26 protein-coding genes, 1 tRNA gene and 1 pseudogene are annotated in these 22444 nt (G+C 65.7%); 19 read left to right on the top strand and 9 right to left on the bottom strand.

Annotated features, from left to right (window positions below; all coding sequences use genetic code 11):
• Positions 1–37 precede the first annotated feature (37 nt).
• The 5 genes from tpiA to GKE62_RS19625 all read left to right on the top strand — a co-directional run bounded on the left by tpiA (position 38) and on the right by GKE62_RS19625 (position 3872).
• Positions 38–808 carry a triose-phosphate isomerase gene (gene tpiA, locus GKE62_RS04035; RefSeq protein WP_154691110.1) on the top strand — a complete coding sequence of 257 codons (771 nt, stop codon included), beginning with the start codon at positions 38–40 and terminating at the stop codon, positions 806–808.
• Positions 809–866: 58 nt separating this feature from the next.
• Positions 867–1298 carry a preprotein translocase subunit SecG gene (secG, locus tag GKE62_RS04030; protein WP_230206901.1) on the top strand — a complete coding sequence of 144 codons (432 nt, stop codon included), beginning with the start codon at positions 867–869 and terminating at the stop codon, positions 1296–1298.
• Between the two features lie 101 nt (positions 1299–1399).
• Positions 1400–3031: a CTP synthase gene (locus tag GKE62_RS04025; RefSeq protein WP_154691109.1), complete on the top strand. Its 1632-nt coding sequence runs from the start codon at positions 1400–1402 to the stop codon at positions 3029–3031.
• A gap of 141 nt (positions 3032–3172) precedes the next feature.
• Positions 3173–3757, top strand: a complete 585-nt coding sequence (locus GKE62_RS04020; RefSeq protein WP_370516057.1) for a Crp/Fnr family transcriptional regulator — start codon at positions 3173–3175, stop codon at positions 3755–3757.
• The gene (locus GKE62_RS19625; RefSeq protein ID WP_370516086.1) at positions 3648–3872 is read left to right on the top strand and encodes a helix-turn-helix domain-containing protein; all 225 of its coding nucleotides are present in this window, start codon (positions 3648–3650) and stop codon (positions 3870–3872) included. Before GKE62_RS04020 ends, GKE62_RS19625 begins: the two co-directional genes overlap by 110 nt.
• Before the next feature lie 798 nt (positions 3873–4670).
• Here GKE62_RS19625 and GKE62_RS04015 read toward each other — a convergent pair.
• The gene (locus GKE62_RS04015; RefSeq protein ID WP_154691108.1) at positions 4671–5138 is read right to left on the bottom strand and encodes an Hsp20 family protein; all 468 of its coding nucleotides are present in this window, start codon (positions 5136–5138) and stop codon (positions 4671–4673) included.
• A 176-nt stretch (positions 5139–5314) separates the two neighbouring features.
• Between GKE62_RS04015 and grxC the strand changes: the two genes are divergently transcribed.
• From grxC to GKE62_RS03995, 4 genes are all read left to right on the top strand, one after another.
• A complete protein-coding gene (gene grxC, locus GKE62_RS04010; RefSeq protein ID WP_230206900.1) occupies positions 5315–5590 on the top strand; it encodes a glutaredoxin 3 in 276 nt (91 codons plus the stop codon).
• The gene (locus tag GKE62_RS04005; protein ID WP_255453580.1) at positions 5587–6411 is read left to right on the top strand and encodes a carbon-nitrogen hydrolase family protein; all 825 of its coding nucleotides are present in this window, start codon (positions 5587–5589) and stop codon (positions 6409–6411) included. The genes grxC and GKE62_RS04005 overlap by 4 nt, the downstream gene beginning before the upstream one ends.
• A 4-nt stretch (positions 6412–6415) precedes the next feature.
• Positions 6416–6916: a DUF1178 family protein gene (locus tag GKE62_RS04000; RefSeq protein ID WP_154691107.1), complete on the top strand. Its 501-nt coding sequence runs from the start codon at positions 6416–6418 to the stop codon at positions 6914–6916.
• A 40-nt stretch (positions 6917–6956) separates the two neighbouring features.
• Positions 6957–7033, top strand: a tRNA-Arg gene (locus GKE62_RS03995).
• 16 nt (positions 7034–7049) lie between these two features.
• Here the strand turns inward: GKE62_RS03995 and kynU are convergent.
• Both kynU and kynB read right to left on the bottom strand, forming a co-directional pair.
• Complete coding sequence (gene kynU / locus GKE62_RS03990; protein WP_154691106.1) at positions 7050–8285, bottom strand: kynureninase; 1236 nt, start codon at positions 8283–8285, stop codon at positions 7050–7052.
• The gene (kynB, locus tag GKE62_RS03985; protein WP_154691105.1) at positions 8282–8911 is read right to left on the bottom strand and encodes an arylformamidase; all 630 of its coding nucleotides are present in this window, start codon (positions 8909–8911) and stop codon (positions 8282–8284) included. Before kynB ends, kynU begins: the two co-directional genes overlap by 4 nt.
• A gap of 117 nt (positions 8912–9028) precedes the next feature.
• On the opposite strand from kynB, the gene GKE62_RS03980 reads away from it, so the two are divergent.
• Genes GKE62_RS03980 through GKE62_RS03970 form a run of 3 tightly spaced genes read left to right on the top strand, consistent with a single transcriptional unit; the run spans position 9029 to position 12416 of the window.
• Positions 9029–9373, top strand: coding sequence for an STAS domain-containing protein (locus GKE62_RS03980; RefSeq protein WP_195908579.1), 345 nt, complete (start codon positions 9029–9031; stop codon positions 9371–9373).
• A 15-nt stretch (positions 9374–9388) separates the two neighbouring features.
• Positions 9389–10354 (top strand): MBL fold metallo-hydrolase, encoded by a 966-nt coding sequence (locus GKE62_RS03975; protein ID WP_154691104.1) that lies wholly within the window; start codon positions 9389–9391, stop codon positions 10352–10354.
• Positions 10332–12416 carry a CHASE2 domain-containing protein gene (locus GKE62_RS03970; protein WP_195908578.1) on the top strand — a complete coding sequence of 695 codons (2085 nt, stop codon included), beginning with the start codon at positions 10332–10334 and terminating at the stop codon, positions 12414–12416. Before GKE62_RS03975 ends, GKE62_RS03970 begins: the two co-directional genes overlap by 23 nt.
• A 44-nt stretch (positions 12417–12460) precedes the next feature.
• Here GKE62_RS03970 and GKE62_RS03965 read toward each other — a convergent pair whose 3' ends face one another.
• Together GKE62_RS03965 and GKE62_RS03960 are read right to left on the bottom strand one after the other, a co-directional pair.
• Entirely contained in the window at positions 12461–13042 is a 582-nt protein-coding gene (locus tag GKE62_RS03965) for an OmpA family protein (RefSeq protein WP_195908577.1), read from the bottom strand.
• Positions 13039–13470, bottom strand: a complete 432-nt coding sequence (locus GKE62_RS03960) for a FecR domain-containing protein (protein WP_230206899.1) — start codon at positions 13468–13470, stop codon at positions 13039–13041. Before GKE62_RS03960 ends, GKE62_RS03965 begins: the two co-directional genes overlap by 4 nt.
• Positions 13471–13495: 25 nt before the next feature.
• Between GKE62_RS03960 and GKE62_RS03955 the strand changes: the two genes are divergently transcribed.
• Complete coding sequence (locus tag GKE62_RS03955) at positions 13496–13933, top strand: ATP-binding protein (RefSeq protein ID WP_154691101.1); 438 nt, start codon at positions 13496–13498, stop codon at positions 13931–13933.
• Here the strand turns inward: GKE62_RS03955 and GKE62_RS18390 are convergent, their stop codons facing one another.
• Positions 13934–14083, bottom strand: a complete 150-nt coding sequence (locus tag GKE62_RS18390; RefSeq protein WP_195908576.1) for a hypothetical protein — start codon at positions 14081–14083, stop codon at positions 13934–13936.
• A gap of 251 nt (positions 14084–14334) precedes the next feature.
• On the opposite strand from GKE62_RS18390, the gene GKE62_RS03950 reads away from it, so the two are divergent.
• The 6 genes and pseudogenes from GKE62_RS03950 to GKE62_RS03925 all read left to right on the top strand — a co-directional run bounded on the left by GKE62_RS03950 (position 14335) and on the right by GKE62_RS03925 (position 19614).
• Positions 14335–14859 carry a VOC family protein gene (locus tag GKE62_RS03950; RefSeq protein WP_154691100.1) on the top strand — a complete coding sequence of 175 codons (525 nt, stop codon included), beginning with the start codon at positions 14335–14337 and terminating at the stop codon, positions 14857–14859.
• Positions 14859–15503 carry a carboxymuconolactone decarboxylase family protein gene (locus tag GKE62_RS03945; RefSeq protein WP_154691099.1) on the top strand — a complete coding sequence of 215 codons (645 nt, stop codon included), beginning with the start codon at positions 14859–14861 and terminating at the stop codon, positions 15501–15503. The genes GKE62_RS03950 and GKE62_RS03945 overlap by 1 nt, the downstream gene beginning before the upstream one ends.
• Before the next feature lie 112 nt (positions 15504–15615).
• Positions 15616–15930, top strand: coding sequence for a septum formation initiator family protein (locus GKE62_RS03940; protein WP_154693547.1), 315 nt, complete (start codon positions 15616–15618; stop codon positions 15928–15930).
• Between the two features lie 217 nt (positions 15931–16147).
• A complete protein-coding gene (gene pdhA / locus GKE62_RS03935; protein WP_154693546.1) occupies positions 16148–17194 on the top strand; it encodes a pyruvate dehydrogenase (acetyl-transferring) E1 component subunit alpha in 1047 nt (348 codons plus the stop codon).
• 1 nt (position 17195) lies between these two features.
• Positions 17196–18550: pseudogene (locus tag GKE62_RS03930) on the top strand (pyruvate dehydrogenase complex E1 component subunit beta).
• An 83-nt stretch (positions 18551–18633) separates the two neighbouring features.
• On the top strand, positions 18634–19614 hold the full coding sequence (locus GKE62_RS03925) for an IS481 family transposase (protein ID WP_154691098.1): 981 nt from the start codon (positions 18634–18636) through the stop codon (positions 19612–19614).
• A 172-nt stretch (positions 19615–19786) separates the two neighbouring features.
• Here the strand turns inward: GKE62_RS03925 and GKE62_RS03920 are convergent, their stop codons facing one another.
• Genes GKE62_RS03920 through GKE62_RS03910 form a run of 3 tightly spaced genes read right to left on the bottom strand, consistent with a single transcriptional unit; the run spans position 19787 to position 22349 of the window.
• On the bottom strand, positions 19787–20218 hold the full coding sequence (locus GKE62_RS03920) for a TadE family protein (RefSeq protein WP_154691097.1): 432 nt from the start codon (positions 20216–20218) through the stop codon (positions 19787–19789).
• Positions 20215–20667, bottom strand: coding sequence for a TadE/TadG family type IV pilus assembly protein (locus GKE62_RS03915; protein ID WP_154691096.1), 453 nt, complete (start codon positions 20665–20667; stop codon positions 20215–20217). The genes GKE62_RS03920 and GKE62_RS03915 overlap by 4 nt, the downstream gene beginning before the upstream one ends.
• Positions 20664–22349: a TadE/TadG family type IV pilus assembly protein gene (locus GKE62_RS03910; RefSeq protein ID WP_195908575.1), complete on the bottom strand. Its 1686-nt coding sequence runs from the start codon at positions 22347–22349 to the stop codon at positions 20664–20666. The genes GKE62_RS03915 and GKE62_RS03910 overlap by 4 nt, the downstream gene beginning before the upstream one ends.
• Positions 22350–22444 lie beyond the last annotated feature (95 nt).

The raw sequence follows: 22444 nt of genomic DNA, 5'->3' as shown, positions 1-22444 counted from the left end.
CGCGTCCCTTTCCTATCCAGCATCGGTTAGCCGTCCCATGAGCACCCGCCCGTATATCGTCGGCAACTGGAAGATGAACGGCACGCGCGCCCTGCTCGCCGAGGCGCGGGCGATCGACCGGTCCGCGGCGCGCTATCCCGGGATCCAGGTTGCGCTGGCCCCGCCCGCCACGCTGATCGCGGCGTTGCGCGAGGCGGTCAGCGCGATCGGCGTGGGCGGCCAGGATTGCCATGCCGAAGCCAAGGGCGCGTTCACCGGCGACATCGCCGCGGTGCAACTCAAGGACGCGGGCGCCGATTTCGTGATCGTCGGCCATTCCGAGCGCCGCGCCGGCCACGGCGAGAGCGACGCCATCGTCAAGGCCAAGGCCGAAGCCGCGCTCGAGTGCGGACTGGGCGTGATCCTGTGCGTCGGCGAATCGCTGGCCGAGCGCGACGGCGGGCACGCGGAGACCATCGTTGCGCGCCAGATCGACGGTTCGCTGCCGCAGGGCGACGCGGCGACGGCGGGCGTGCCCGAGCGGCTGGCGGTGGCCTATGAGCCGGTCTGGGCGATCGGCACCGGCCGGGTCGCGGCGGTCGAGGACGTGGTGGCGATGCACGCCGTGCTGCGCGAGCGGCTGATCGCGGCCTATGGCGACGCGGGCAAGGACGTGCGGATCCTCTACGGCGGCTCGGTCAATGCGAGCAATGCTGCGGCGCTTCTGGAAGCCGAAGGCGTGGGCGGGGCCCTGGTCGGCGGCGCGAGCCTGACCGCCGAGGCGTTCCTGCCGATCGTCGCGGCGGCGGGGGACGAGCCGGTCGACTGATCGAATCCTCATCCAGCCAAGCGCGGGAAGGATTGCGAAAGCCGAGCCGCGCGCCTAGATGCGCGGCCTCTTTCCCGAAGGCTCGCTCATGTCGCTGTTCATCTTCCTCACCGTCCTCCAGGCACTCGTCGCCGCCGCACTGGTTCTCGTGATCCTGATCCAGCGGTCCGAAGGCGGTGGGTTGGGTGTAGGGGGTAGCCCCGGCGGGCTGATGTCGGCGCGCGGCGCGGCCAATTTCCTCACCCGCCTGACCACGATTTTGGCGACGCTGTTCGTAGTGCTTAGCGTCGCCCTGGCCGCGGTGGCGGTGGGGGCCGCGTCGGGAACAAGGGTCGACACCTCCCTAAAGCGCGGCGCTGCGCCCGCGGGCGCACCCGCCGCGCCGCTGGGCAACGATCCGCTGGCCGGCGTCGGTGGCGCCCCCGCGGCCCCGGCTCCCGCCGCCAGTGCGACCCCGGCGAACGATCCGCTCAAGGGTGCCGCCCAGTAGGCGGATCGCCGCGCGGGGGCTTCGCTCCGGCTTCAATCCTGTGGAACCGAACGGCGCGGGCCTTGCCGTGTCCGCCAGCAACCGTTTAAGGCCCAACTCCCATGGCGCGGTATATTTTCATCACCGGCGGCGTGGTTTCCTCGCTGGGCAAAGGCCTGATGGCGGCAAGCCTCGCGGCGCTGCTCCAGGGGCGCGGGTTCAAGGTCCGCATCCGCAAGTTCGACCCTTATCTCAACGTCGACCCGGGCACGATGAGCCCGTATCAGCACGGCGAGGTCTACGTCACCGACGACGGCGCCGAGACCGATCTAGACCTGGGCCACTATGAGCGCTTCACCGGCGTTTCCGCGCACCAGGGCGACAACATCACCAGCGGGCGGGTCTATCGCGACATCATCGCCAAGGAGCGCCGCGGCGACTATCTGGGCGCGACCGTCCAAGTGATCCCCCACGTCACCGATGCGATCAAGGATTTCGCCAAGGCGGATACCAGCGGACTGGACTTCGTCCTATGCGAGATCGGCGGGACCGTCGGCGACATCGAGGGCCTGCCGTTCGTCGAAGCGATCCGCCAGTTGCGCAACGAGCTGGGGCGCGAGGCGACCTGTTCGGTTCACGTCACCCTGGTGCCCTACATCGCCGCAGCGGGCGAATTGAAGACCAAGCCGACCCAGCATTCGGTGCGCGAACTGACCGCGCTGGGGGTCCAGCCCGACATCCTCTTGTGCCGTTGCGAAAAGCCGCTGCCTGATAGCGAGCGCGCGAAGATCGCACTGTTCTGCAACGTCCGCAAGGAAGCGGTGATCCCCGCACTCGACGCCCCGTCGATCTACGCGGTGCCCCTGCAATACCACGCCGAGGGACTCGACGCCGAGGTTCTGCGCCATTTCGGCCTCACCGCCCGGCTGCCCGACATGGCGAGATGGCGCGATGTTCTCGATCGCTACGAACATCCCGAGGGCGAGGTGACGATCGGCGTGGTCGGCAAGTACGTCGGGCTGCCCGACGCCTACAAATCCTTGAACGAGGCGCTGGTCCACGGCGGGATGGCCAACCGGGTGCGGGTCAACGTCCAGTGGATCGATGCCGAACTGTTCGAGGCCGGCGACGAGGAGATCGCCGCGCGGCTGGAGCCGCTGCACGGTATCCTCGTTCCCGGCGGGTTCGGCGAGCGCGGATCCGAAGGCAAGATCGCCAGCGTGCGCTTCGCCCGCGAGCGCAAGGTGCCGTTCTTCGGAATCTGTCTGGGAATGCAGATGGCGTGCATCGAAGGCGCGCGGAACACTGCGGGAATCGCCGATGCCAGCTCCACAGAGTTCGGTGCGACGACCGAACCGGTGGTCGGGATCATTACCGAGTGGATGAGCCCCGAAGGCCTCCAGACCCGCGCCGCAGGCGGCGATCTTGGCGGGACGATGCGGCTGGGCGCCTATGAGGCCCGGCTCAGCCACAACAGCCACGCCGCCGCGCTCTATGGCGCGACGACCATCTCTGAGCGCCACCGCCACCGTTACGAAGTCAACGCCGCCTACCGCGAGCCGCTCGAGCGCGGCGGCCTCGTGTTTTCCGGCATGTCGCCTGACGGGTTGCTCCCTGAGATCGTCGAACGGCCCGACCATCCGTGGTTTGTTGGGGTCCAGTTCCACCCCGAACTCAAGAGCCGCCCGTTCGAGCCGCATCCGTTGTTCGCGGGGTTCATCGGCGCCGCGCTCAAGCAGGCGCGCCTGGTTTAGACCTCGCGCGCCTCGACGCGCTTTTTCCGTTTCGCGTGTGGGCTTTCGGCGACCGAATGTTTCGTGCTAGGGTCACCGTTCGCAACGGAACGCCATGATGTCATTTGACATAGGTGGTAAAACGGGGGACGGGGCGGGGCAATGCACGCGTCTCAACTGGCCGATCTGCTGACCACGCACAGCCTGTTCGCGAACTGCGAACCGGATGAGCTTTCCGACATCCTGTTGCGTGGCCACCACCGCTCTTATAAGCGCGACCAGGAAATCATGGCGCAGGGCGACCAGGGCGACAGCCTGTTCATGGTCCTGGCCGGACTGGCGCGGGTTAGCATGCTTGCCGCCAACGGCCGCGAGATCGTGCTCGATTACGCCGAGCCGGGCGCGGTGCTCGGCGAAATAGCATTCCTCGACAGGGGCGAGCGGACCGCCAGCGTCCACGCCATCGAGCCGGTCGAGGTGCTGATCCTCAGTCGCGCGGCCTTCGACGAGATCGTCGACCGTCACCCCGGCATGGCGATGCGCCTGCTGCGCGCGATGGCGCGGCGGCTGCGCCAGTCGAACCAGGTGATCGAGGCGGATCGCGCATACACCTCGGGTCCGCGGCTGGCCCGGTTCCCTGCTGCGCCTGCTGATCGCGGGCAACGACAACGAGTCCGATGGCGGGGGTCATCTCAAGCTTGCGCTGAGCCAGGGCGAGTTAGGCAACTTCGCGGGAATGAGCCGTGAACAGATCAACCGCCAGCTCTCGGCCTGGGCGGAAAGCGGGGTGGTCACGCTCAAGGGCGGTCGCGTCACGATCCTCGACCGCGAGGCGCTGATGGATGTGGCGGAGGCCTGGTAGGAACAGAGGCTTCGCAAGAACAGGGGCTTGGCAGGCTGGGGATTCAGAGCTTGTCCTGAGGGGTGTTCGTCTTCTGCGACCCGGACGACCATTTCTTGGACAGGGCGCCGCAAGGCGTGGGGGCGGGCTCGGCAGGGCCCGCCCCCGAATTTTTGGGGTGCGCGGCCGTTCCCATCGCATGCGCCAAGACGTCCGTGAAGGCATCCAATCGACCGAGGACCCAGACCGGGTGGAGGCCAGTCGGGTGCACGAAGCCGCATAGTCTTCCGCCTGTCCACACGGGGGGAGCGCGAGTTCTATGGGCGGTTATTCCGAGGCAACGCCGACCTTCCCTAAAACCGACAGTTCGGACGAAGCAGAGCATTGCGCCCTGGAGGCGCCCGCCCCACCGCGCGCGTCACCTGACGTGCGCGGTGGCCGTCGCCGTTGTCTTTTTCCGGTGCAAGCCCGCGTGCGCGTGCGGGGGTCGGCGCCTCTCCGCAATTCACCTCATACGAAGACACGAAGATGCGGTTTTGGCGGCGAAGCCGCTAGCAATCGCCTCATCGGGTCAAACGCAAGGAGGCGATGATGGAAGACGCTTGCGGCGCGCCGGACATCTTCGTGGCTTCGTGTGAAGTCTGCCAAGTCGGCAGCCAATCGGCCCATAACTCCTATGCCGACAGTCACAACCTCGAGATACGAATCGGGTTAGGTAACGCCTGCGACCCAAGCTGCCCGGAGACGGGCAGACACCTGAAAAAAGGGGCGGCGCCGGGTTTCCGGCACCGCCCCTTCTTTTCACATCAATGCTGCGGGTTACGCGGCTTTTTCTTCCTTGGCCTGGTTGTCCACGACTGCCAGAGGCGCGGCTCCGCCGACCAGGATCTTCTTGGGCTTCATAGCCTCGGGCACCTCGCGCACGAGGTCGATCGTCAGCAACCCGTCGGCCAGGTCAGCCTTTTGAACGCGGACGAAATCGGCCAGCTCGAAACGGCGCTCGAAGCCGCGGTTGGCGATGCCGACGTGCACGAAATCACGGCCCTCGGGCTCGGCCTTCTCGCCCTTGATCGTCAGCAGGTTCTGCTGCGCGGTGATGTCGAGTTCGTCCGGCTTGAACCCTGCAACCGCCAGCGTGATGCGATAGGAATCCTCGCCCTGGCGCTCGATGTTGAAGGGGGGATAATTGTCGCCCGCGTTGATCCGGGCCTGGCGCTCGAGCAGATCGAACAGCCGGTCGAAGCCGACCGTGGTGCGGCGGTAAGGGGTAAAATCGAGACGGTTCATGACGCAATATCCTCTGTTTGAGCAATGCTGCAAATAACGCCGAAAGCCCGGATTCCCGGCACCCCCGGCGGGGCTTGGCGGTCACGCCCGCGGTGCGGCGCATGACACGCAGAATGATGTGTGATAGCCCGCCGCGGTTTCAAGAGGCTTTTTTGCATAGTTACGAAAGTGACGAGATGAGCGATTCCGGGTCGGATCCGACCGTCGAAATCTACACTTCGGCCTGGTGCGGTTTTTGCCACCGCGCCAAGGCGCTGCTCGACGCCAAAGGCGTGGCCTACAGGGAGTACGACGTCACCATGGGCGGGCCGGCCAAGCAGACGATGCTGTCTCGCGCCAACGGCCGGACGACCGTACCGCAGATATTCATCGGGGGGGTTCATGTCGGCGGGTCCGACGATCTCGCCGCGCTGGATGAGTCGGGCAAGCTGGACATGTTGCTGGGGCGGTGATCTCGCCGACCAAGATCGCCGTCCTCCAGATGACCACCGGGATCGATCCCGCGGACAACGCCGCTACGATTGTCGCGGCCGCCGAGCGCGCGGCGGGCGAGGGGGCGGCGATGATCTTCACCCCCGAAATGTCGGGCCTGCTCGACCGGAATCGCCAGCGCGCCGCTCCGAATGTCGTCGTCGAGGCGACCAACCCGGTGCTCACCGCAGCCCGCAATGCCGCCGCGCGCCACAGCTTGTGGATCGCGCTCGGTTCGCTGGCGGTGGCCCGAGAAGATGGCCGCTGGGCCAACCGCTCGCTGCTGATCGGCCCCGATGGCGGCATCGCCGCGCGCTACGACAAGATCCACATGTTCGACGTCGATCTGGCGAGCGGCGAAAGCTGGCGTGAATCAAACGCCTATGCGCCGGGGGACGCGGTGGTCACCGCAGCGACACCGCTCGGTGCGCTGGGGCTTACGGTCTGCTACGACATCCGCTTTCCCGCGTTGTTCGAAGAGCTGGGGCGGCGGCGATGTGACGCCATCGCAATCCCCGCGGCGTTTACCGTCCCCACCGGTGAGGCCCACTGGCACCTGCTACAGCGTGCCCGCGCGGTCGAGGCCAGCGCCTGGGTCGTCGCCGCCGCGCAGACCGGGCGCCATGCCGACGGGCGCGAGACCTATGGTCACAGCCTGGTGGTCGATCCGTGGGGCGAGGTGGTGCTCGACCTGGGCGGCGAACCAGGCGTCGGCTTCGCCACTATCGACCCGGCGCGCACCACCGAAGTCCGCACGCAACTCCCCAGCCTTGCGAACAGGCGCGAAATCTCTAGATCGTAAGGCGATGATCGTGTTCGACCTTGAATGCGCCGCCCACTCGCACCGCTTCGAGGGCTGGTTCAAGTCGTCTGAGGACTTTGCCGATCAGCAGGACCGCGAGTTGGTCGCTTGTCCAGTGTGCGGTTCTGCAGACGTCGCTAAGGCGCCGATGGCCCCGCATTTGTCGCGCAAGGGCAACCAGGCGGGTGCGATCTTTGCGGCCGACCGCTCGCCGGTTGTGGACAAGACTCCTGCGACATCCGAGGTGCTGTCCTCGCCCAAGTTCCCGCCCGAAGTGGTCGCCGCGATGCGCGTCCTGGCGAAGATTCAGGCTGAGGCGCTTAAGACCTCGCGCTGGGTCGGCGACAAGTTCGCCGACACCTCGCGGGCGATGCACTATGGCGACGCCGACAAGGCGACGATCCACGGCCAGGCGACGCGCGAGGAGGCCAAAGACCTCCTCGACGAGGGGATCATGGTCGCCCCGCTGCTGATCCCCTGTCCTCCGCCCGACGAGATCAACTGACGTTGCACCGGCCACCGAGCACGCCTAAAGCACGCGGCGCGCGCCCGTAGCTCAGCAGGATAGAGCATCAGATTCCTAATCTGGGGGCCATGGGTTCGAATCCCGTCGGGCGCACCAGAAACTAGTGCCGCGGTCAGGTAACCGCGGCGCGGTGGCGGTGATCGGGGCTGTCGCACGCGCGGGTCTGGCAGATGTCGCGCAGCCGCTCGACCGCTTCGACGATGTCGGCGTAGCGCAAGTACAGTGGGGTCAACCCGAACCGCAGGACGTCGGGCGCGCGGAAATCGCCGATCACATCGCGTTGCTTGAGCGCTTGGATTATTTCGTAGCCGTGCGGGTGCGCGAACGAGACTTGGCTACCGCGCAGCGCCGCGTCGCGCTGGCTGATTAGCTCGAATCCGAACCCAGCGCAGCGCAGCTCCATCCGCTCGATGAACAGATCGCCAAGCGCGAGCGACTTGCGGCGCAGTTCGGCCAGGTCAACGCGGCCCATCAGGTCGAGCCCGCATTCGAGTGCGGCCAGGCCCAGCACTTGCGGCGTGCCGCACAGGAACCGCGCGATCCCGGTGGCGGGGCGATAGTCCTCCTCGAACGCGAACGGGCTGGAGTGACCGAACCAGCCGGACAGCACGGGCGTCGCCGCCTGGTGACGTTCGGCGACAAAGATGAAGGCCGGCGCGCCGGGGCCGCCGTTGAGGAACTTGTAGCCGCAGCCGACCGCGAAATCGACATTGGCGCCGTTGAGATCCACGGGGATGGCACCGGCGCTGTAGCTGAGGTCCCAGACCACCGGAATGCCTTTGGCGTGGGCACGGCGAGTCACTTCGGCCATGTCGCGCACGAGGCCGGACTTGTAGTGGACCTGGGTCAGCAGCAGCACTGCGACATCGTTGTCGAGGCGCTCGAGGACCGCGCCGGGATCGACCGTAACCGCGCGCAACCGGCCACCGACGAACGCTTCAATCCCCTGCATCATGTAAACGTCGGTCGGGAAATTGGTGGCTTCGGAAAGGATCGTCGAACGCTGCGGCCGCAGCGAGATCGCGGCGGTTAGCGCCTTGAAGATGTTGACCGAGGTTGAATCCGCCGCGACGATCTCGCCCGGCTTTGCGCCCAGCAGCGACGCGATCTTGTCGCCGATCCGTTGCGGCGCGGTCGACCATTCGGCGCCGAGCCAAGAGGTTATCAGCCCTTCGCCCCATTGATTGGCCACGACTTCGGCAATGCGCGCCGCGGTCGCGCGCGGGGCGGCGCCAAGCGAGTTGCCATCAAGATAGATCAGCCCTTCGCGCAGCTGGAATTCGTCGCGAAAGCCGCGCAGCGGATCGCTCGCATCAAGCGCGGCGATGTCGGTAAAGCCCACGGTCATCCGGCGATCTCCCGCAGGATCGCGCGGACTGGGCTGGCATCGGCTTCCGCGATCTTCAGCGGCAGCGCGATCAGCTCATATTCGCCCGGCGGCACCTCGTCGAGGACCAGTCCTTCGAGGATGCGCATGTCGCCGGCCAAGATTTCGCGATGCGCGTCCATGGTCTTGGATTGTTCGGGGTCGAGCGAGGCGGCATCGGTGCCGACCAGCCGCACCCCACTTTCGCGCAGCCGCGCGATCACCGTGGGGGCGATGGCGGTGAAGTTCGAATCCCAATGGTCGGCGGGGAAGCGGGCGTACGTGCGAAACAGCACGCGCTCGATGCCTTGCAAGCTCTCCCAGGCGACATCGCCTGCCTCGACCCGATCGACGGCCTGGCGGACATCTACCACGACGCAGCGGCCGACATAGACGTCGAGGTCGCACTCGGCGCTCGCCGCTCCGTGCGGATCGTAGTGGAACGGCGCATCGGCATGGGTTCCGGCATGAAGCGGCACATCGAGCGCGCCGACGTTGACCGGGCATTGCGCGCCGATTTCGGCGTTGCGGCACAGCGCCAGCGCGGGCTCGCCTGGCCACATCGGCATGTCCGGGCGCAGCGTTTGCGAAATATCCCAGATTCTCACGCTCTCGTCCTCGCCGACTTTGCTCCGCCGGTCCAGCAATTCGGGAGGATGGGAAGCACGGCGCGCTCGGTCACGTGATGGCTAGGCAACGCCGTTCGCAGACGGTAACCAACGTGGATGAGCGGGGGCACGCTGGATTGGCAGATCGAGGATCGCGATGGCGCGCGCATTGTGACGCCAGCGGGGCGCGTCGATGAAGCGACCGCGACCGAGTTCACTGAACTGTTGATCGCCGAAGCCGGGGCGGCGCGGGGTAAGCTGGTGCTCGATCTTTCCGGCATCGCCTACATGTCGTCGCGCGGGCTTCGCGCGCTGACCCTGGCGCAGCGCGAGGGGACGCGGGCCGGATCGACCCTGCTGCTCGCCAGGCCCAACGAGACGATGCGCGAAATTCTTGCGATCAGCCGCTACGACATGATTTTCAAGGTGGCCGCCACCATCGACGAGGCGCTGTCCGCTTAAGCGCGAGGAGAGGCGATGCAGGTTCGGTTCTGGGGCACGCGCGGCTCGCTGCCGGTGGCTGCGAAGGCGGCAACGGTGCGCGACAAGATCGCCGCCGCGCTGGTCGCCGCCGATGGGCGCCGCTTCGCCGACGCGGCCGAGGCGCGCAGCTTCCTGGAGACCGAACTCGATTTCGCCGCCGCGCATTCCTATGGCGGGGCGACCAGCTGCGTCGAGATCGAAGTCGGCGAGGGCGCGTTCATCGTCTGCGACATGGGCTCGGGCCTGCGCGAATTCGGACTCGATTCGCTGCGCCGCTGCGCCACCGAATCCCACCCGCGCGAATGGCATTTTTTCTTGTCGCATCTCCACTGGGACCACATCATGGGGTTCCCGTTCTTCGTCCCCGCTTTTGTCCCGGGATCGAAGATTGTGATCCACGCCGGGCATAGCGACGCCGAAACCGCGCTGCGCCGCCAGCAGGAGGAAATATCGTTCCCTGTGCCGTTCGACTGGCTGAAGGGCGACATCGAGTTCCGCACGCTGGAGACGGGGCGGGACTATCAGATCGGCGCGGTCTCGGTCTCGCTGATCGAGCAGCACCATTCGCACCTCAGTTACGGGTTCCGTTTCGAGGATGCGGCGGGCAAGGTCGCGATCTTCTCTACCGACAGCGAGCACAAGATCGACCAAATGGAGGGTGAGGCCGACGTCGTGGAATTCTTCGGGAACGCCGATCTGGTGGTCTGTGACACGATGTACAGCTTGGCCGACAGCGTCTCGATGAAGGAAGACTGGGGTCATTCCTCGAACATCGTCGCGGTCGATTTGTGCCACGAGGCGGGCGCGAAACGGCTCGCACTTTTTCACCATGAGCCGACCTACAGCGACACCGACATCCAGCGCATGCACCGCGAGAGCATCCGCTATGAGGAATTGACCCGGGGCGCGGCGCCGCTGGAGGTGTTGTGCGCCTATGATGGCCTCGTCATCGAAATCTGACGCCAAAGCATCTGACGCCGCCCGGCAAATCGTCGGCTGGGCGGTCTTGCTGGGCGGGCTGATCGGCGCGCTGCTGAGCCTGGCGGTGGGCGAATGGGGCCGCCGCACGCTGTTCGACGAATGGCAGCGCGCGGCGCCCCGCACGATCGCGCCGGACAAAGTGGCCGTAGTCCTGATCGATTCGCTCAGCCTCGATGCGGTCGGGCCGTGGCCGTGGCCGCGCTACTATATGGCCCGGTTGACCGAGGAGATCGCCAAGCAGCAGCCCAAGGCGATCGGCTTCGATGTGGTGTTCGCAGAGCCTGACGCGCTCAACCCGGGCAACTTCGCCGGGCTCTATCCCGAGCTCGACGCCGCGACGGCCGGGCGCCTGAAAGCCCTGCCGACGATGGACAGCCTGCTCGCGCAAGTGTTCGGGAATGCGCCGGTGGTGCTGGCGCGGGTCGGGACCGATCACGACGGGCTCGACCCCGCCGGGCTGCTGGTCGATCCACCGATCCGCGGCACGCCGCCGCCGAACGTCGCACGCTATCCCCAAGTGGTGGCGAGCCTGCCCGAGATCGACGGTGTCGCCCTGGGCCACGCCCTGGTCAACGGGCCACCCGACGAGGACGGCAATGTTCGCCACGTGCCGTTGACGATCCTGGCGGGCAGGCAGGCGATGCCGGGGTTCGCGATCGAGCTCGCGCGGATCGGACTGGATGCGCCGGATCTGGCGTGGGAGGGTTCGCGCCTCAAGCTCGGCAAGCGCACGCTCGAGGCGGATTCGGCGGGACGGCTGGCATTCCGCATGGGCCGGTTGCCCGACTCGGCGGCCTTTTCCGCGGCGGAAGTCATCGGCGGCAAGGTCGCGCCGGATGCATTCGCGGGAAAGGTCGTGCTGGTCGGGCTGGGCGCCGAGGGCACCGCCGACATCGTCGCGACCCCGCTCGAGACCGAGATTTTCGGGGTGCTGGTCCAGGCCCAGGCGGTCGATGCGATCCTGGGTGGCGGCTGGCTCTCGCGTCCGCCGTGGATCGGCTGGGCCGAATGGACGGCGGCGCTGCTGCTGGTGACGCTGGCGCTGTTCGCCGGGGGCACCCGCCGCTATTGGCTGCTGGCACTGGGCGGGGCGATCGCCGCGGCGCTGTGGGCGGGCTCGTTCGTTGCGTTCGATCGTGCGAACCTGTTGTTCGATCCGCTGCGCCCGACGCTGGTCGGGGTGACCGCCGCGATTGCGATGGGGATCACGCTGTTCATGCTCGCGCGCGCCGAACGTACCCGGCTCGCCGCCGCGCTGACCGAGCAGCGCGTGTCCGCCGCCGAGCAAGAGGGCGAGCTCAAGGCCGCGCGGCGTATCCAGCTCGGCATGGTCCCCAACGCCGCCAGCCTGACCGCGCTCGATCCGCGGGCCCAGATCGGCGCGGTGCTGCGCCCGGCGAAATCCGTCGGCGGCGACTTCTACGATGCGTTAATGCTCGGCCCCGACCGGCTGCTGTTCATCGTCGGCGACGTTACCGGCAAAGGCGTGCCCGCCGCGCTCTACATGGCGCTGTCCAAAGCGCTCAGCAAAAGCGTGCTGAGCCGCAGCGTCGGCGACGATATGGGTGCGGACTTGGGCGAGGCGGTCGCCGCGCTCAATCGCGATCTGATGGCCGAGGCCGACGACGAGATGGGCGTGACGATGCTTGTCGGTGTGCTCGATTGCGCGAGCGGCGAGGTTGCCCTCGTCAACGCGGGCCACGAAAACCCACTGGTGGTGCGCGCCGACGGGGTGGTCGAGACGCTGCCGCTGCGCGGCGGCCCGCCGTTCTGCGTGGTCGATTTTCCCTATCCCGAGGAGCGCGCCCGGCTGGCGACGGGCGACACCCTGGTGCTGATCACCGACGGCGCGACCGAGGCGCAGGATGCATCGCAGGCCTTGCTCGGTCTCGAAGGGGTGATCGCGGCGCTGCGCGGCGAGGGCGAGATGGCCGCTACCGAACGCGCGGAAGACCTCGCCGACCGCATTCGCGGCTTCGAAGGCGAGACCGAACCGAGCGACGACCTTACGATTCTGGTGATCCAGTATCGCGGGGAATAGGGCGCCTATGCTCAGGACAAACGGTGTCGAGGGTTGGGTAGGCCCTACCGGACGATTATCTCCACCCGGCGGAATGCCTCGCTGGCCACACCGTCGCCCAACTGCTTCTTCGCTTCGTCCTCGCCCCGGCCAACCGCGTCGCCGGCATCGACGCTGAAGCCGAACCCGCGCAGTTCCTGGGCCACCGCTTCGGCTCGCTTCTTGGAAATGTCGTCGTTCAGCGCGTCGTCGCCCGTCGAATCGGTGAACCCCGCAACCTCGATCTGCGCGCCGGGCCGGACCGAAAGCTCGTTGCGGATGGCCTCGAGAATGCCGCGCTGTTCGACGGGAATCGCTGATTGATCGGGCGGAAAGGTGATGACGAAGGCCTTGGCCGCGGGGGGCAGATCGGCCAGCAGCGTCGCGTAGGCGGGCTTGAGCGCCTTGACTGCACGGCCTTTGGTCGGCCCATCGCGCAGTTTGGCCTGGGTCAGCGGCTGGTCGATAAGGGATTCACGCCCGTCTGACGCCAACACCGCGACCGCGCCGGTCGGGTGGCCGTCCTCGTTCTCGAGGAGCGTCACCTTGTCGGTAGCGCACCCGGCGGCGAGTAGCACTCCGGCGAGCGCCAGCGCCGCGCGCGTCACTTGACCTCGACCACGAACTTCGTGCCGCGCACGCCCAGCATCGAAGTCGGCGTGCGCACCCGCATCGCATCGCGCTTGGATTTGGCGATGTTGCCTGAGACCACGCCGAGCGACCCGCGGTTGACGTTGGTCAGGAAGGTACCCGTCTGGCGGGTGCGGTCGTAGGCGAATTCAGTCAGGGTGATCTTGCTGTTCGGGCCCAGAGCCATCCGGGTGTTGTCGAGAAACGAAATCCCGACCCGCCCCGTCTTGCCGGTGAGCACCACATCGCCCTGTTCGAGAGCCAGCCCCGGTCTGGCCGCGATCATGCTTCCGCCGCGCTGAATCGAGACCGGGCCGACGTGGCTCTTGATCCGGCCGATTTCGGCCCACGCGGGCTGCGCCGCCAACACGGTCGCGATGGCTGCGATGGCGAACAGCTTGCGCACGATTCTTCCCCCCAATTGATTCCCGATGTGGCATATCATCGCCATGGGGGCGGGAAAACGCTTTTCGGCGCGGGTGGCGGCGGGAGACGATCCCGCCCTCGCATCGCTTGCCGCGCTTGCTGTCGCGGAGGAATTCGCGCGAGAAGCCGGGTTCGACGAGCGCGGTGGAGCGCGGCTGGCTGTTGTGGTGGAGGAACTCGTCAGCAACGCGATTCGCCATGGCGCAGGGGGCGGAGCGATCGCCATCGACCTGACGTTGAGTGCAGACGCGAACGAGGTGGCGCTCACGCTCAGCGACAGTGGCGTGGCCTTCGATCCTACCACAGAGCGCGCCTTCACCGGTCCCGATGCCGAAACCGGCGGCGGAGTTGGTCTAGCCTTGATCAAGGCATGGGCGAACGGTCTCCACTACTGTCGAGAGAACGGTCGCAATGTGCTCAATTTGCGCTTGCGGCTGAACTGATCAGCGCGCACCGAAGAGGCGTTGCCAGAACCCCGGCTGCTCCATCGGCATGAGCTTGCCATAAGTCATGAAACGCTGAGAGGCGTCGCGGTGGGGGCGCGGCTGGACCCATGAGTCGGGCTGGCTTGTGCGATAGCTGAGGTTCGACATGGCGGCCTCCCTGTACAGGTCTCCGAGGGCAAAAACGGTGCGGTGGCGCACTGGTTCCCCTGACCTGCCCGCAAATCTATGCTTTTGGTGGGGAGCGCCAACCTCGCCGAAGCGACGGTCCCGCAGCGGGACACGGGTTTGCGGGTTTCTTAATATCACCGGAAATCAGGTGTCGCGCGGGGGAGGAGGCGGCTTGCACCACCCCACTGCCGGGTGCATCCTCGCCGGATCAACCACCGGGAGAGGCGGTGATGCTCAAGACCGCAGGAATCAACCATGTCGCGCTGGTTTGCCGCGACATGCGCGAAACGACTGACTTCTATTCCCGGATTCTGGGTATGCCGCTGGTCAAGACGGTCGAATTGCCTGGCGGCGGGCAGCATTTCTTCTTCGATTGTGGGGGCGGCAATCTCGTTGCTTTTTTCTGGTGGGCCGATGCGCCACCCCCGGCACCCGGGATCGCTTCAGTCGAACACTTTCCCAACAAGCCCAAGACCGCCGTGGGATCGATGAACCACCTCGCCTTCCACATGGCCGAGGACGAGCTGGAGGCGGCGCTTGGCCGGCTCGCTGCGGCGGGCGTACCCTTTACTCCTGCGGTGGTGAACCACGACGACAGCGCGATGGGCGTGGCGCGCAATCTACACCCCGGGGTGTTCGTCCGCTCGGTCTATTTTACCGACCCCAACGGGATCATGCTCGAATTCGCCGCGCTGACCAAGGAATTCGGCCCCGAGGACGTGCGCCACGAACCAGCCGCGATGACGCCCGCCTGATGCCGCGGCTGCGCCAGGTGCCGCTGGCCGAAGCGACCAGCGACGTCGTGAAGAACTGCTACCGCCTGCTCTTCGGTGAGCGCGATCCGGTCGCCGAGCCGGGCACCGCGACTGGAACGCCCGGTGACTGGTGGACCGTCTTCGCCAACTCGCCCGACGCGCTGCGCCACGCCGCGCAAGGATTCGCGTTCTACCGCGACCCCAAGCGCAAGCTCGATCCGGTGCTGCGCGAACTGGGCCAGGCCTGGGCCGGCTATGCTGCGGGCAGCCAATTCGTGTTCTCGCAGCATTGCAAGTCGCTGCGCGGCCTGGGGGTGAGCGAGGAGCGGATTGCGGCGCTCCCGGTGTGGCAGTTCGCCACCTGCTACGACGCGAAGGAGCGACTGGTGCTGGCCTATGCCGATCGCCTGGTCACCCACCGCGGGAGGGTCCCGGACGCGCTGTTCACCCAGCTCAAGGCCGAATTCGGCGATGAGGAAATTCTCGAGCTGACCTACATCACCTGCCTCTACGACATGCACGCGGTGATGAGCAAAGCGCTGCGCACCGAGTGGGACGACCGCGACGATCCGATCGTCGAGGTCGCCGCGCCAGCAGATTTTTCCGCGCGCGACTTCCTGGATACAGGCCGGAATCGCGGGTGACCGCCGGCCAATTGGCGACAACCGAACCCGATCCGGGTATTTCGTGCGATTTTCTTTCACTTTCGTGGCGAACCCCTTGAATCGGCGAGTCGTTTGTGATTCTACGGTGACAATGCGTTCCCACCGTGCCCCTCCCCGCCTGCCGCGTGAGACGCTCACCCAGTCGCTGGCGCTGGCCGCGCTGCTCACGCTTGGGGGATGGGCGATCGTCGGCCCCAGCGGGCTGCTGGCGTGGAGCGAGAACAGCCGCCTGCTTGGCGAACGCAAGGCCGAACTGGTCCAGCTCGCCGCGCGGCGCGACGAGTTGCGTAACCGGGTCGACCTGCTCGACCCGCGCCACGCCGATCCCGACCTTGTCGGCGAGCTGCTTCGCCGTGACCTCAACGTCGCCCACCCCGACGAAATCGTCATCGCGCGGCCACGCTAGGCAAAGCCCGGAATTAATTCGAACCGTAGCGGATGGCGGCGCATTCACCGCGTTGCGTCGCGGGGGATTCCGGTCCTATACCCAATGGGGGCGCCGCTCGCGTGTACGAGCGCCATCGCATGACAGGGGATCCCGCTTGGCCAGACCGTCGACCCGCAAGCCCGCCGCCAAGGCGCCGGGCAAAGCCCGATCCGCAGCGTCCAAAGCAGAGCCGGTGATGGTCGATCCCGGCACCGACGCGGCCAGCCACGAGCTGCGCAGCCTCCAGCAGGCCCATGCCAACCAGCGCCATTACGAGGCCAGCGACGCCGAGCTGCTCGAATTCTACGAGCAGATGCTGCTCATCCGGCGGTTCGAGGAGCGCGCCGGGCAATTGTATGGCCTCGGCCTGATCGGCGGGTTCTGCCACCTCTATATCGGCCAGGAAGCGGTTGCGGTCGGACTGCAGTCGGCGCTGACGGTGGGTAAGGACAGCGTGATCACCGGATATCGCGATCATGGCCACATGCTCGCCTATGGGATCGATCCCAACGTGATCATGGCCGAACTGACCGGGCGCGCCGCGGGGATCAGCCGGGGCAAGGGCGGTTCGATGCACATGTTCAGCACCGAGCACCGCTTCTACGGCGGCCACGGGATCGTCGGGGCGCAGGTCAGCCTGGGGGCGGGGCTGGCCTTCGGGCACAAATATACGGGCGATGGCGGAGTTTGCCTGGCCTACTTCGGCGATGGCGCTGCCAACCAGGGCCAGGTCTACGAAGCAATGAACATGGCCTCGCTTTGGAAGCTGCCGATCATCTTCGTGATCGAGAACAACGGCTATGCGATGGGTACCGCGGTCAAGCGCGGCAGTGCCGAAACTGAATTCTACCGCCGCGGTACTGCGTTCCGCATCCCCGGAATGGACGTCAATGGAATGGATGTGCTCGAGGTTCGCCAGGCCGCCGAAGTCGCGCTCGAATACGTGCGTGCGGGCAACGGGCCCGTGCTGATGGAGCTCAACACCTATCGCTATCGCGGCCACTCGATGTCCGATCCAGCCAAGTACCGAAGCAAGGAAGAGGTCACCGAGGTCAAGGAAAAGCGGGACCCGATCGAGGGCTGCAAGGCCTACTTGCTCCAGCGCGGGGTTTCGGAAGACAAGCTCAAGGACATCGACAAACGCATCCGCGCGACGGTGACGCAAAGCGCTGATTTCGCCGAAAGCTCGCCCGAACCCGATCCGGCGGAACTCTATACCGACATCCTGGTGGGGAGCTACTGAGATGGGAATCGAGATCAAGATGCCCGCGCTCTCTCCGACGATGGAGGAAGGCACGCTGGCCAAATGGCTGGTCAAGGAAGGCGATGCGGTCAAATCGGGCGACATCCTCGCCGAGATCGAGACCGACAAGGCGACGATGGAATTCGAGGCGGTCGACGAGGGAACCATCGGCAAGATCATGGTGCCCGAAGGCAGCGAGAACGTGAAGGTCGGCACCGTGATCGCGAGCATGGCGGGCGAGGGGGCCGAAGCCGCCGCAGCTCCTGCTCCCGCGGCCGAGGTTCCTGCACCTCTCCCTGCCGCCGCCCCCGCCGCGGCCAAGCCAGCCGCCGCGCCGGTCGCCGCCGCCGATCCCGAAATCCCCGCCGGCACCGCGATGGTCTCCACCACGGTGCGCGAGGCGTTGCGCGATGCGATGGCGGAGGAGATGCGCGTAGACGACCGGGTGTTCGTGATGGGCGAGGAAGTCGCCGAATACCAAGGCGCCTACAAGGTCACCCAAGGCCTGCTCGACGAGTTCGGCGGGCGACGGGTGATCGACACCCCGATCACCGAATACGGTTTCGCCGGAATCGGCAGCGGCGCGGCGATGGGGGGTTGAAGCCGATCATCGAGTTCATGACCTTCAACTTCGCGATGCAGGCGATCGACCACGTCATCAACTCGGCGGCCAAGACCAACTACATGTCGGGCGGGCAGATGCGCTGCCCCATCGTGTTCCGCGGCCCCAATGGCGCGGCATCGCGGGTCGGGGCGCAGCATAGCCAGAACTACGCGCCGTGGTACGCCTCCGTCCCCGGCCTGATCGTGATCGCGCCGTTTGACGCGGCGGACTGCAAGGGTCTGCTCAAGGCCGCGATCCGAAGTGAGGACCCCGTGGTTTTCCTCGAGAACGAGCTGGTCTATGGGCGCAGCTTCGATGTGCCGCAGCTCGACGATTGGGTCCTGCCAATCGGCAAGGCGCGAACCGTGCGTCCGGGCAAGGACGTGACGATCGTCACGTACTCGATCGGGGTAGGACTAAGCCTCGAGGCCGCCGAGACGCTCGCCGCCGAGGGGATCGACGCCGAGGTGATCGATCTGCGTACGTTGCGTCCGCTCGACAAGGCGGCGGTGCTCGAAAGCCTGGCGCGCACCAACCGCCTGGTCATCGCCGAAGAAGGTTGGCCGGTATGCTCGATAGCTTCCGAGATCATCGCGATCTGCATGGAAGATGGCTTCGACGATCTCGATGCCCCGGTATTGCGGGTGTGCGACGAGGACGTCCCGCTGCCCTATGCCGCCAACCTGGAAAAAATCGCGCTGATCGACGCGCCGCGGATCGTTGCCGCGGTTAGGAAGGTCTGCAACCGCTAGATGTGAGCTTTCAGGAGGTTGTTCATCCGGTGTGATCCGGTCAGACTGATGTTGCAACACGTCAGCACTGAAGGAATGACCGGATGAACATCCACAAGAATGCCCGAACCACGCCTTTCAGTCGAGCCGAGATCGTGCGGCGCATAATGGTGCTGCGCGAGACCCCCAGGGCGGTTGCAACCGCCCTGGGGGTCTCGGAGCGAACCGTCGCCAAGTGGCTGGCGCGCTACAGGGCTGAAGGCGAGGCCGGTCTAGCCGATCGCAGCTCGCGTCCGCGCCGGTTTCCCGGCGCCACGCCGGCCAATATCATCGACGAGATCATCGCGCAGCGCCGGCTGCGCATCACCGGCAAGCAGATTGCCAGAATGCTTGCGGTCTCGCCTGCTACCGTCAGCCGGGTGTTACGCAAAGTCCGTCTCAGCCGCATGCGCGACCTCGATCCGCCAGTACCGGTACACCGCTATGAGCGGGCCCATCCCGGTGAGCTGATCCACATCGATATCAAGAAGCTCGGCCGCTTCGAGAGCATCGGACACCGTATCACCGGCGACCGGACCCGACAGAGCAACACCCGTGGCTATCGCGCTGGCGAGAGATATGGTGCCGGTTGGGAGTTCGTCCACGTCTGTATCGACGATGCCTCACGCATCGCCTTCAGCCAGATCCACCGCGACGAGAAGAAGCAAAGCGCCGTCGCCTTCCTCTACGCGGCAATCGAATACTATCGCAGCCTCGGAGTCACCGTCACCCGCGTCATGACCGACAACGGTGGGTGCTACCGAAGTTACGCATTCCGCGATGCCTGCAAGGCACTTGGCCTCAAGCACATCCGAACCAGACCCTACACCCCCAAGACCAATGGCAAGGCCGAACGCTTCATCCAAACCAGCTTGCGCGAATGGGCCTACGCCAGAGCCTATCCTACCTCGGAACACCGAAAACAGGCGCTTGAACCCTGGCTCCACAACTACAACTGGCATCGACCTCACGGTAGTCTACAATCCAACCCGCCCATCAGCCGACTGGGTCAGCCGGTGAACAACCTGTTGAGGCTCCACAGCTAGAGCTTCGTGCACGAAAGCCGCGCTGACCCCGCTCGTGTCTAGCGAAGTCGAGACACGTTCGCGCTACCCCGCTGTGGCTCGACTAGCGACCGGAGATCGGCGGTTCATCCTGAGCCTGCCGAAGGGCTAAGCGTGAGCGCGTCGGAAAATCGGCCCGGAGCGTTAAGGCGCGTCAGGTCGACTTGACGAAGATCGGGCGAGAGAAAGTCACCGTTTGGTCTTCGATGCCCACGATCGACATGAACGATTCGTATTTGTAGGTGAGTGTCAGGGTCTTTTCTGTGACCCCGAGTATTTGCTGATTTGCCGCGTCGCTGACGTCGGTCGAGACATCGGCGGCTTTGAACAGATACGCGTCGATTGCGCGGTTTCTAGCCCAAGTCGCCATGTCGATGTTGCTGATATGGTTGGCCTTCTGATACTGCACGGCCGTATAGCGTCCTGTCTCCGCGGCGATCGAGCGCAGCGCATTGTAGCTGTGCATCCAGGTTCCGACCTGGAGGACCCCGAGGAACAGGGTGATGATGGCGGGCGCGAGTATCCCGAACTCGACGACCACGCTTCCCGCGGAACTGTTCCGCAGGCGCTGAAGAATGCCGCTCATGACAGCACCACTGTGCGCGTGACGTGGTAGTTGAGCGGGCTGCCGATACCGAAATCGGCCCAGGTCGGAGTGTAGGTGTCGGTCAGCGCGATTTGCAGATAGGTGGTGACGATCGACCCCGCCGCGCAGTCGGTCTTGACGTTGACATAGGCCGCGGTGGTCCCGCAGCGGTATTTGTGGGTGATCGTGACTTGCGCGTCGGTCAGTCCAAGCGTCGTCTTCAGGACGCTCTTGAGCGCGGTGACCTCGGCGGAATCGTCCTTCCACCCAGCGAGCGCCATCGACGCCGCATCATCCGCGCCCGTCTGAAGCTCGTGCTGACGCGCGACCGCCTGGCTGACCTGGAACGCACCTAAGCTGAGCAGCGCCAGCACCGGCGCGACTAGTGCGGTTTCGACCACGATCGCGCCGCGCTCGTTGCGCAGCATCCGGGACAACGAGCGGATCATGCGACCAGCCGCACCGAGGCAGCACCGCCGCCAATCGAGACACCGCCGGTGTGATCGGCGGTTCCAGCCGGACAGAACGACGCCATGTCAGCGGTGCCGCCGATGTCGATGGTCTTCGCCGCGATCACCAGGCAGCGAGATACCACTCCAAACGTGCCGTTGAAGCTGATGTCGCTCTTGGGCAGATAGACCGTGCCCTCGAGCACCGCGCCGGCATTCCCGTTAAGCTTGTCGCCGCTTGAACCTGCGCCGGATGAGTTGCGATCCTCGAAGATCAGCATGTCCTTGAGCTTGAGCGCCTCGGCTTCGCTGATCCCGGCGGCGATCATTTCGGTCGTCGACATGGCCCGCAAATTGAGCGTGCTGCCGCCGTTGATGTCGATGCTCGCCCCGTTCTTGAGCACGATCATCACACCCGCGCCGGTGACGGTATCCTGCGCGTTGACCTTGAACTGGCCACCGTTGATCACATAGACCCCGGACGCCATCGTCGTATTGCAACTGACGGTGAAGGACGAATAGGTCCCCGGCTGCATCGCCGCGACGGTCGGGCTCGTCGTCGAACTGACCGAATCGATCTTGTGGGTGAACGTGGTCACCCGATCGATCCGCTTATAGGTGCTGGGACCGGGCGCCGTGGTGCAGACTTTGTTCTTACCATTGCCGGTGCAGGTCTGTACCGGAGCGCCGGGAACGGTCTGGACCGAGCCGGGCACGGTCGTGACTTGCGGGGTCGCCGGATTGTTGTTCTTGTTGACCTGCGTGCTGGCCGTGGCGGGTTCAGTCCCGGTCTGCGTCGCCGACGAAACCTGTGCCTTGCTGGGACCCGCCCACGGTCCGTTGGCGCCGGTAGCGGTGTAGGTCCAGTCTTCGATCAGCGTCGTGTTGGTGTAACCTGCGGTATAGCTCGTGGTCGAACCGCAGGCGTAAGTCCGCGGTGTAGGGTTGTTCGGCGGAGAAAGCTCGCCGAACGGATCGACCAGCCCCGTCTGACCTTCGAAGGCGACGTTCGTATAAGGCAGGCCGGTGTGCGGATCGGTGAAGGTCCCGGCGAGCGCATCGTCGATCTGTCCGGCGGCCACCAGATAGCCGACGTTGAACGCACCGTTGCCGCTCTTGATGATCGCGGTGTCGCTGTTGGAGAGAGCCGCGACGCCGCAGCGTGCGACGAGGTAGGCATTGCCACGGAACCGGATCGCACCGCTGGTGCTCGGATCGACCGCAATCAAACATGCCGTGAAAGCCTGCGATTTCTCGAACGCGGCCTGTGCCGATACGCTGATCGTCGTGCCCGAACCTGTCAGCAGCTTGCTGAACGGGAGCTCGCGGGTGGCACTGAGGGTGACCAGAACGCTGTTGTTGGTCTGCCCCGCGTAGTTCGCCAGGGTGATCGACGGCGTGCCCTGAAAGTCCACGACCTGAAGGTTCGCCGTCAGTTCCTGTTGCGCGCGGGTCTTGTATTCGTTGCCGGTGGTGCCGCCGACGCGCGACCAGGCACCAGCCATCGCAGCCTGATCGACCGCGTATTGCATCTCGCGCTTCCACATGTACCATTGCGCGGTATCGACCGCGAGGCCGGCCCCGCCGATGAACACCGGCGCGCCCGCGGCAAACAGGATCAGCACGTTTCCGCTGATATTGCGGCGGAGGCTCGTCATGAGCCGCTTGACTTTATCCAGCATGTCCAGCTTGCCCCGTTGAATTCCGCTTCGGCCAAATTTCTTCGGCATAGTGCTTGCGAATAGCAGGGCCTGGTAAGCGGTCCTTCAAGCAGGAT

Origin of the sequence: Novosphingobium sp. Gsoil 351 (assembly GCF_009707465.1) — a bacterium.
Taxonomy (GTDB): Bacteria; Pseudomonadota; Alphaproteobacteria; order Sphingomonadales; family Sphingomonadaceae; genus Novosphingobium.
The sequence above is the reverse complement of the archived record's forward strand: the minus strand, read 5'-3'. Positions and strand labels throughout refer to the sequence as shown.

Coding starts and splice junctions, on each gene's coding strand:
- GKE62_RS03950 (WP_154691100.1), top strand. CDS start 14,335: ATGCTCAAGACCGCAGGAATCAACCATGTCGCGCTGGTTTGCCGCGAC.
- GKE62_RS03980 (WP_195908579.1), top strand. CDS start 9,029: ATGAGCGGGGGCACGCTGGATTGGCAGATCGAGGATCGCGATGGCGCG.
- GKE62_RS03945 (WP_154691099.1), top strand. CDS start 14,859: ATGCCGCGGCTGCGCCAGGTGCCGCTGGCCGAAGCGACCAGCGACGTC.
- tpiA (WP_154691110.1), top strand. CDS start 38: ATGAGCACCCGCCCGTATATCGTCGGCAACTGGAAGATGAACGGCACG.
- GKE62_RS18390 (WP_195908576.1), bottom strand. CDS start 14,083: ATGTCGAACCTCAGCTATCGCACAAGCCAGCCCGACTCATGGGTCCAG.
- GKE62_RS03915 (WP_154691096.1), bottom strand. CDS start 20,667: ATGATCCGCTCGTTGTCCCGGATGCTGCGCAACGAGCGCGGCGCGATC.
- grxC (WP_230206900.1), top strand. CDS start 5,315: ATGAGCGATTCCGGGTCGGATCCGACCGTCGAAATCTACACTTCGGCC.
- GKE62_RS04000 (WP_154691107.1), top strand. CDS start 6,416: ATGATCGTGTTCGACCTTGAATGCGCCGCCCACTCGCACCGCTTCGAG.
- GKE62_RS03940 (WP_154693547.1), top strand. CDS start 15,616: ATGCGTTCCCACCGTGCCCCTCCCCGCCTGCCGCGTGAGACGCTCACC.
- GKE62_RS03910 (WP_195908575.1), bottom strand. CDS start 22,349: ATGCTGGATAAAGTCAAGCGGCTCATGACGAGCCTCCGCCGCAATATC.
- kynU (WP_154691106.1), bottom strand. CDS start 8,285: ATGACCGTGGGCTTTACCGACATCGCCGCGCTTGATGCGAGCGATCCG.
- GKE62_RS04015 (WP_154691108.1), bottom strand. CDS start 5,138: ATGAACCGTCTCGATTTTACCCCTTACCGCCGCACCACGGTCGGCTTC.
- GKE62_RS04020 (WP_370516057.1), top strand. CDS start 3,173: ATGCACGCGTCTCAACTGGCCGATCTGCTGACCACGCACAGCCTGTTC.
- GKE62_RS03970 (WP_195908578.1), top strand. CDS start 10,332: ATGGCCTCGTCATCGAAATCTGACGCCAAAGCATCTGACGCCGCCCGG.
- secG (WP_230206901.1), top strand. CDS start 867: ATGCGCGGCCTCTTTCCCGAAGGCTCGCTCATGTCGCTGTTCATCTTC.
- GKE62_RS03975 (WP_154691104.1), top strand. CDS start 9,389: ATGCAGGTTCGGTTCTGGGGCACGCGCGGCTCGCTGCCGGTGGCTGCG.
- GKE62_RS03925 (WP_154691098.1), top strand. CDS start 18,634: ATGAACATCCACAAGAATGCCCGAACCACGCCTTTCAGTCGAGCCGAG.
- GKE62_RS03955 (WP_154691101.1), top strand. CDS start 13,496: ATGTGGCATATCATCGCCATGGGGGCGGGAAAACGCTTTTCGGCGCGG.
- pdhA (WP_154693546.1), top strand. CDS start 16,148: ATGGTCGATCCCGGCACCGACGCGGCCAGCCACGAGCTGCGCAGCCTC.
- GKE62_RS03920 (WP_154691097.1), bottom strand. CDS start 20,218: ATGAGCGGCATTCTTCAGCGCCTGCGGAACAGTTCCGCGGGAAGCGTG.
- GKE62_RS04025 (WP_154691109.1), top strand. CDS start 1,400: ATGGCGCGGTATATTTTCATCACCGGCGGCGTGGTTTCCTCGCTGGGC.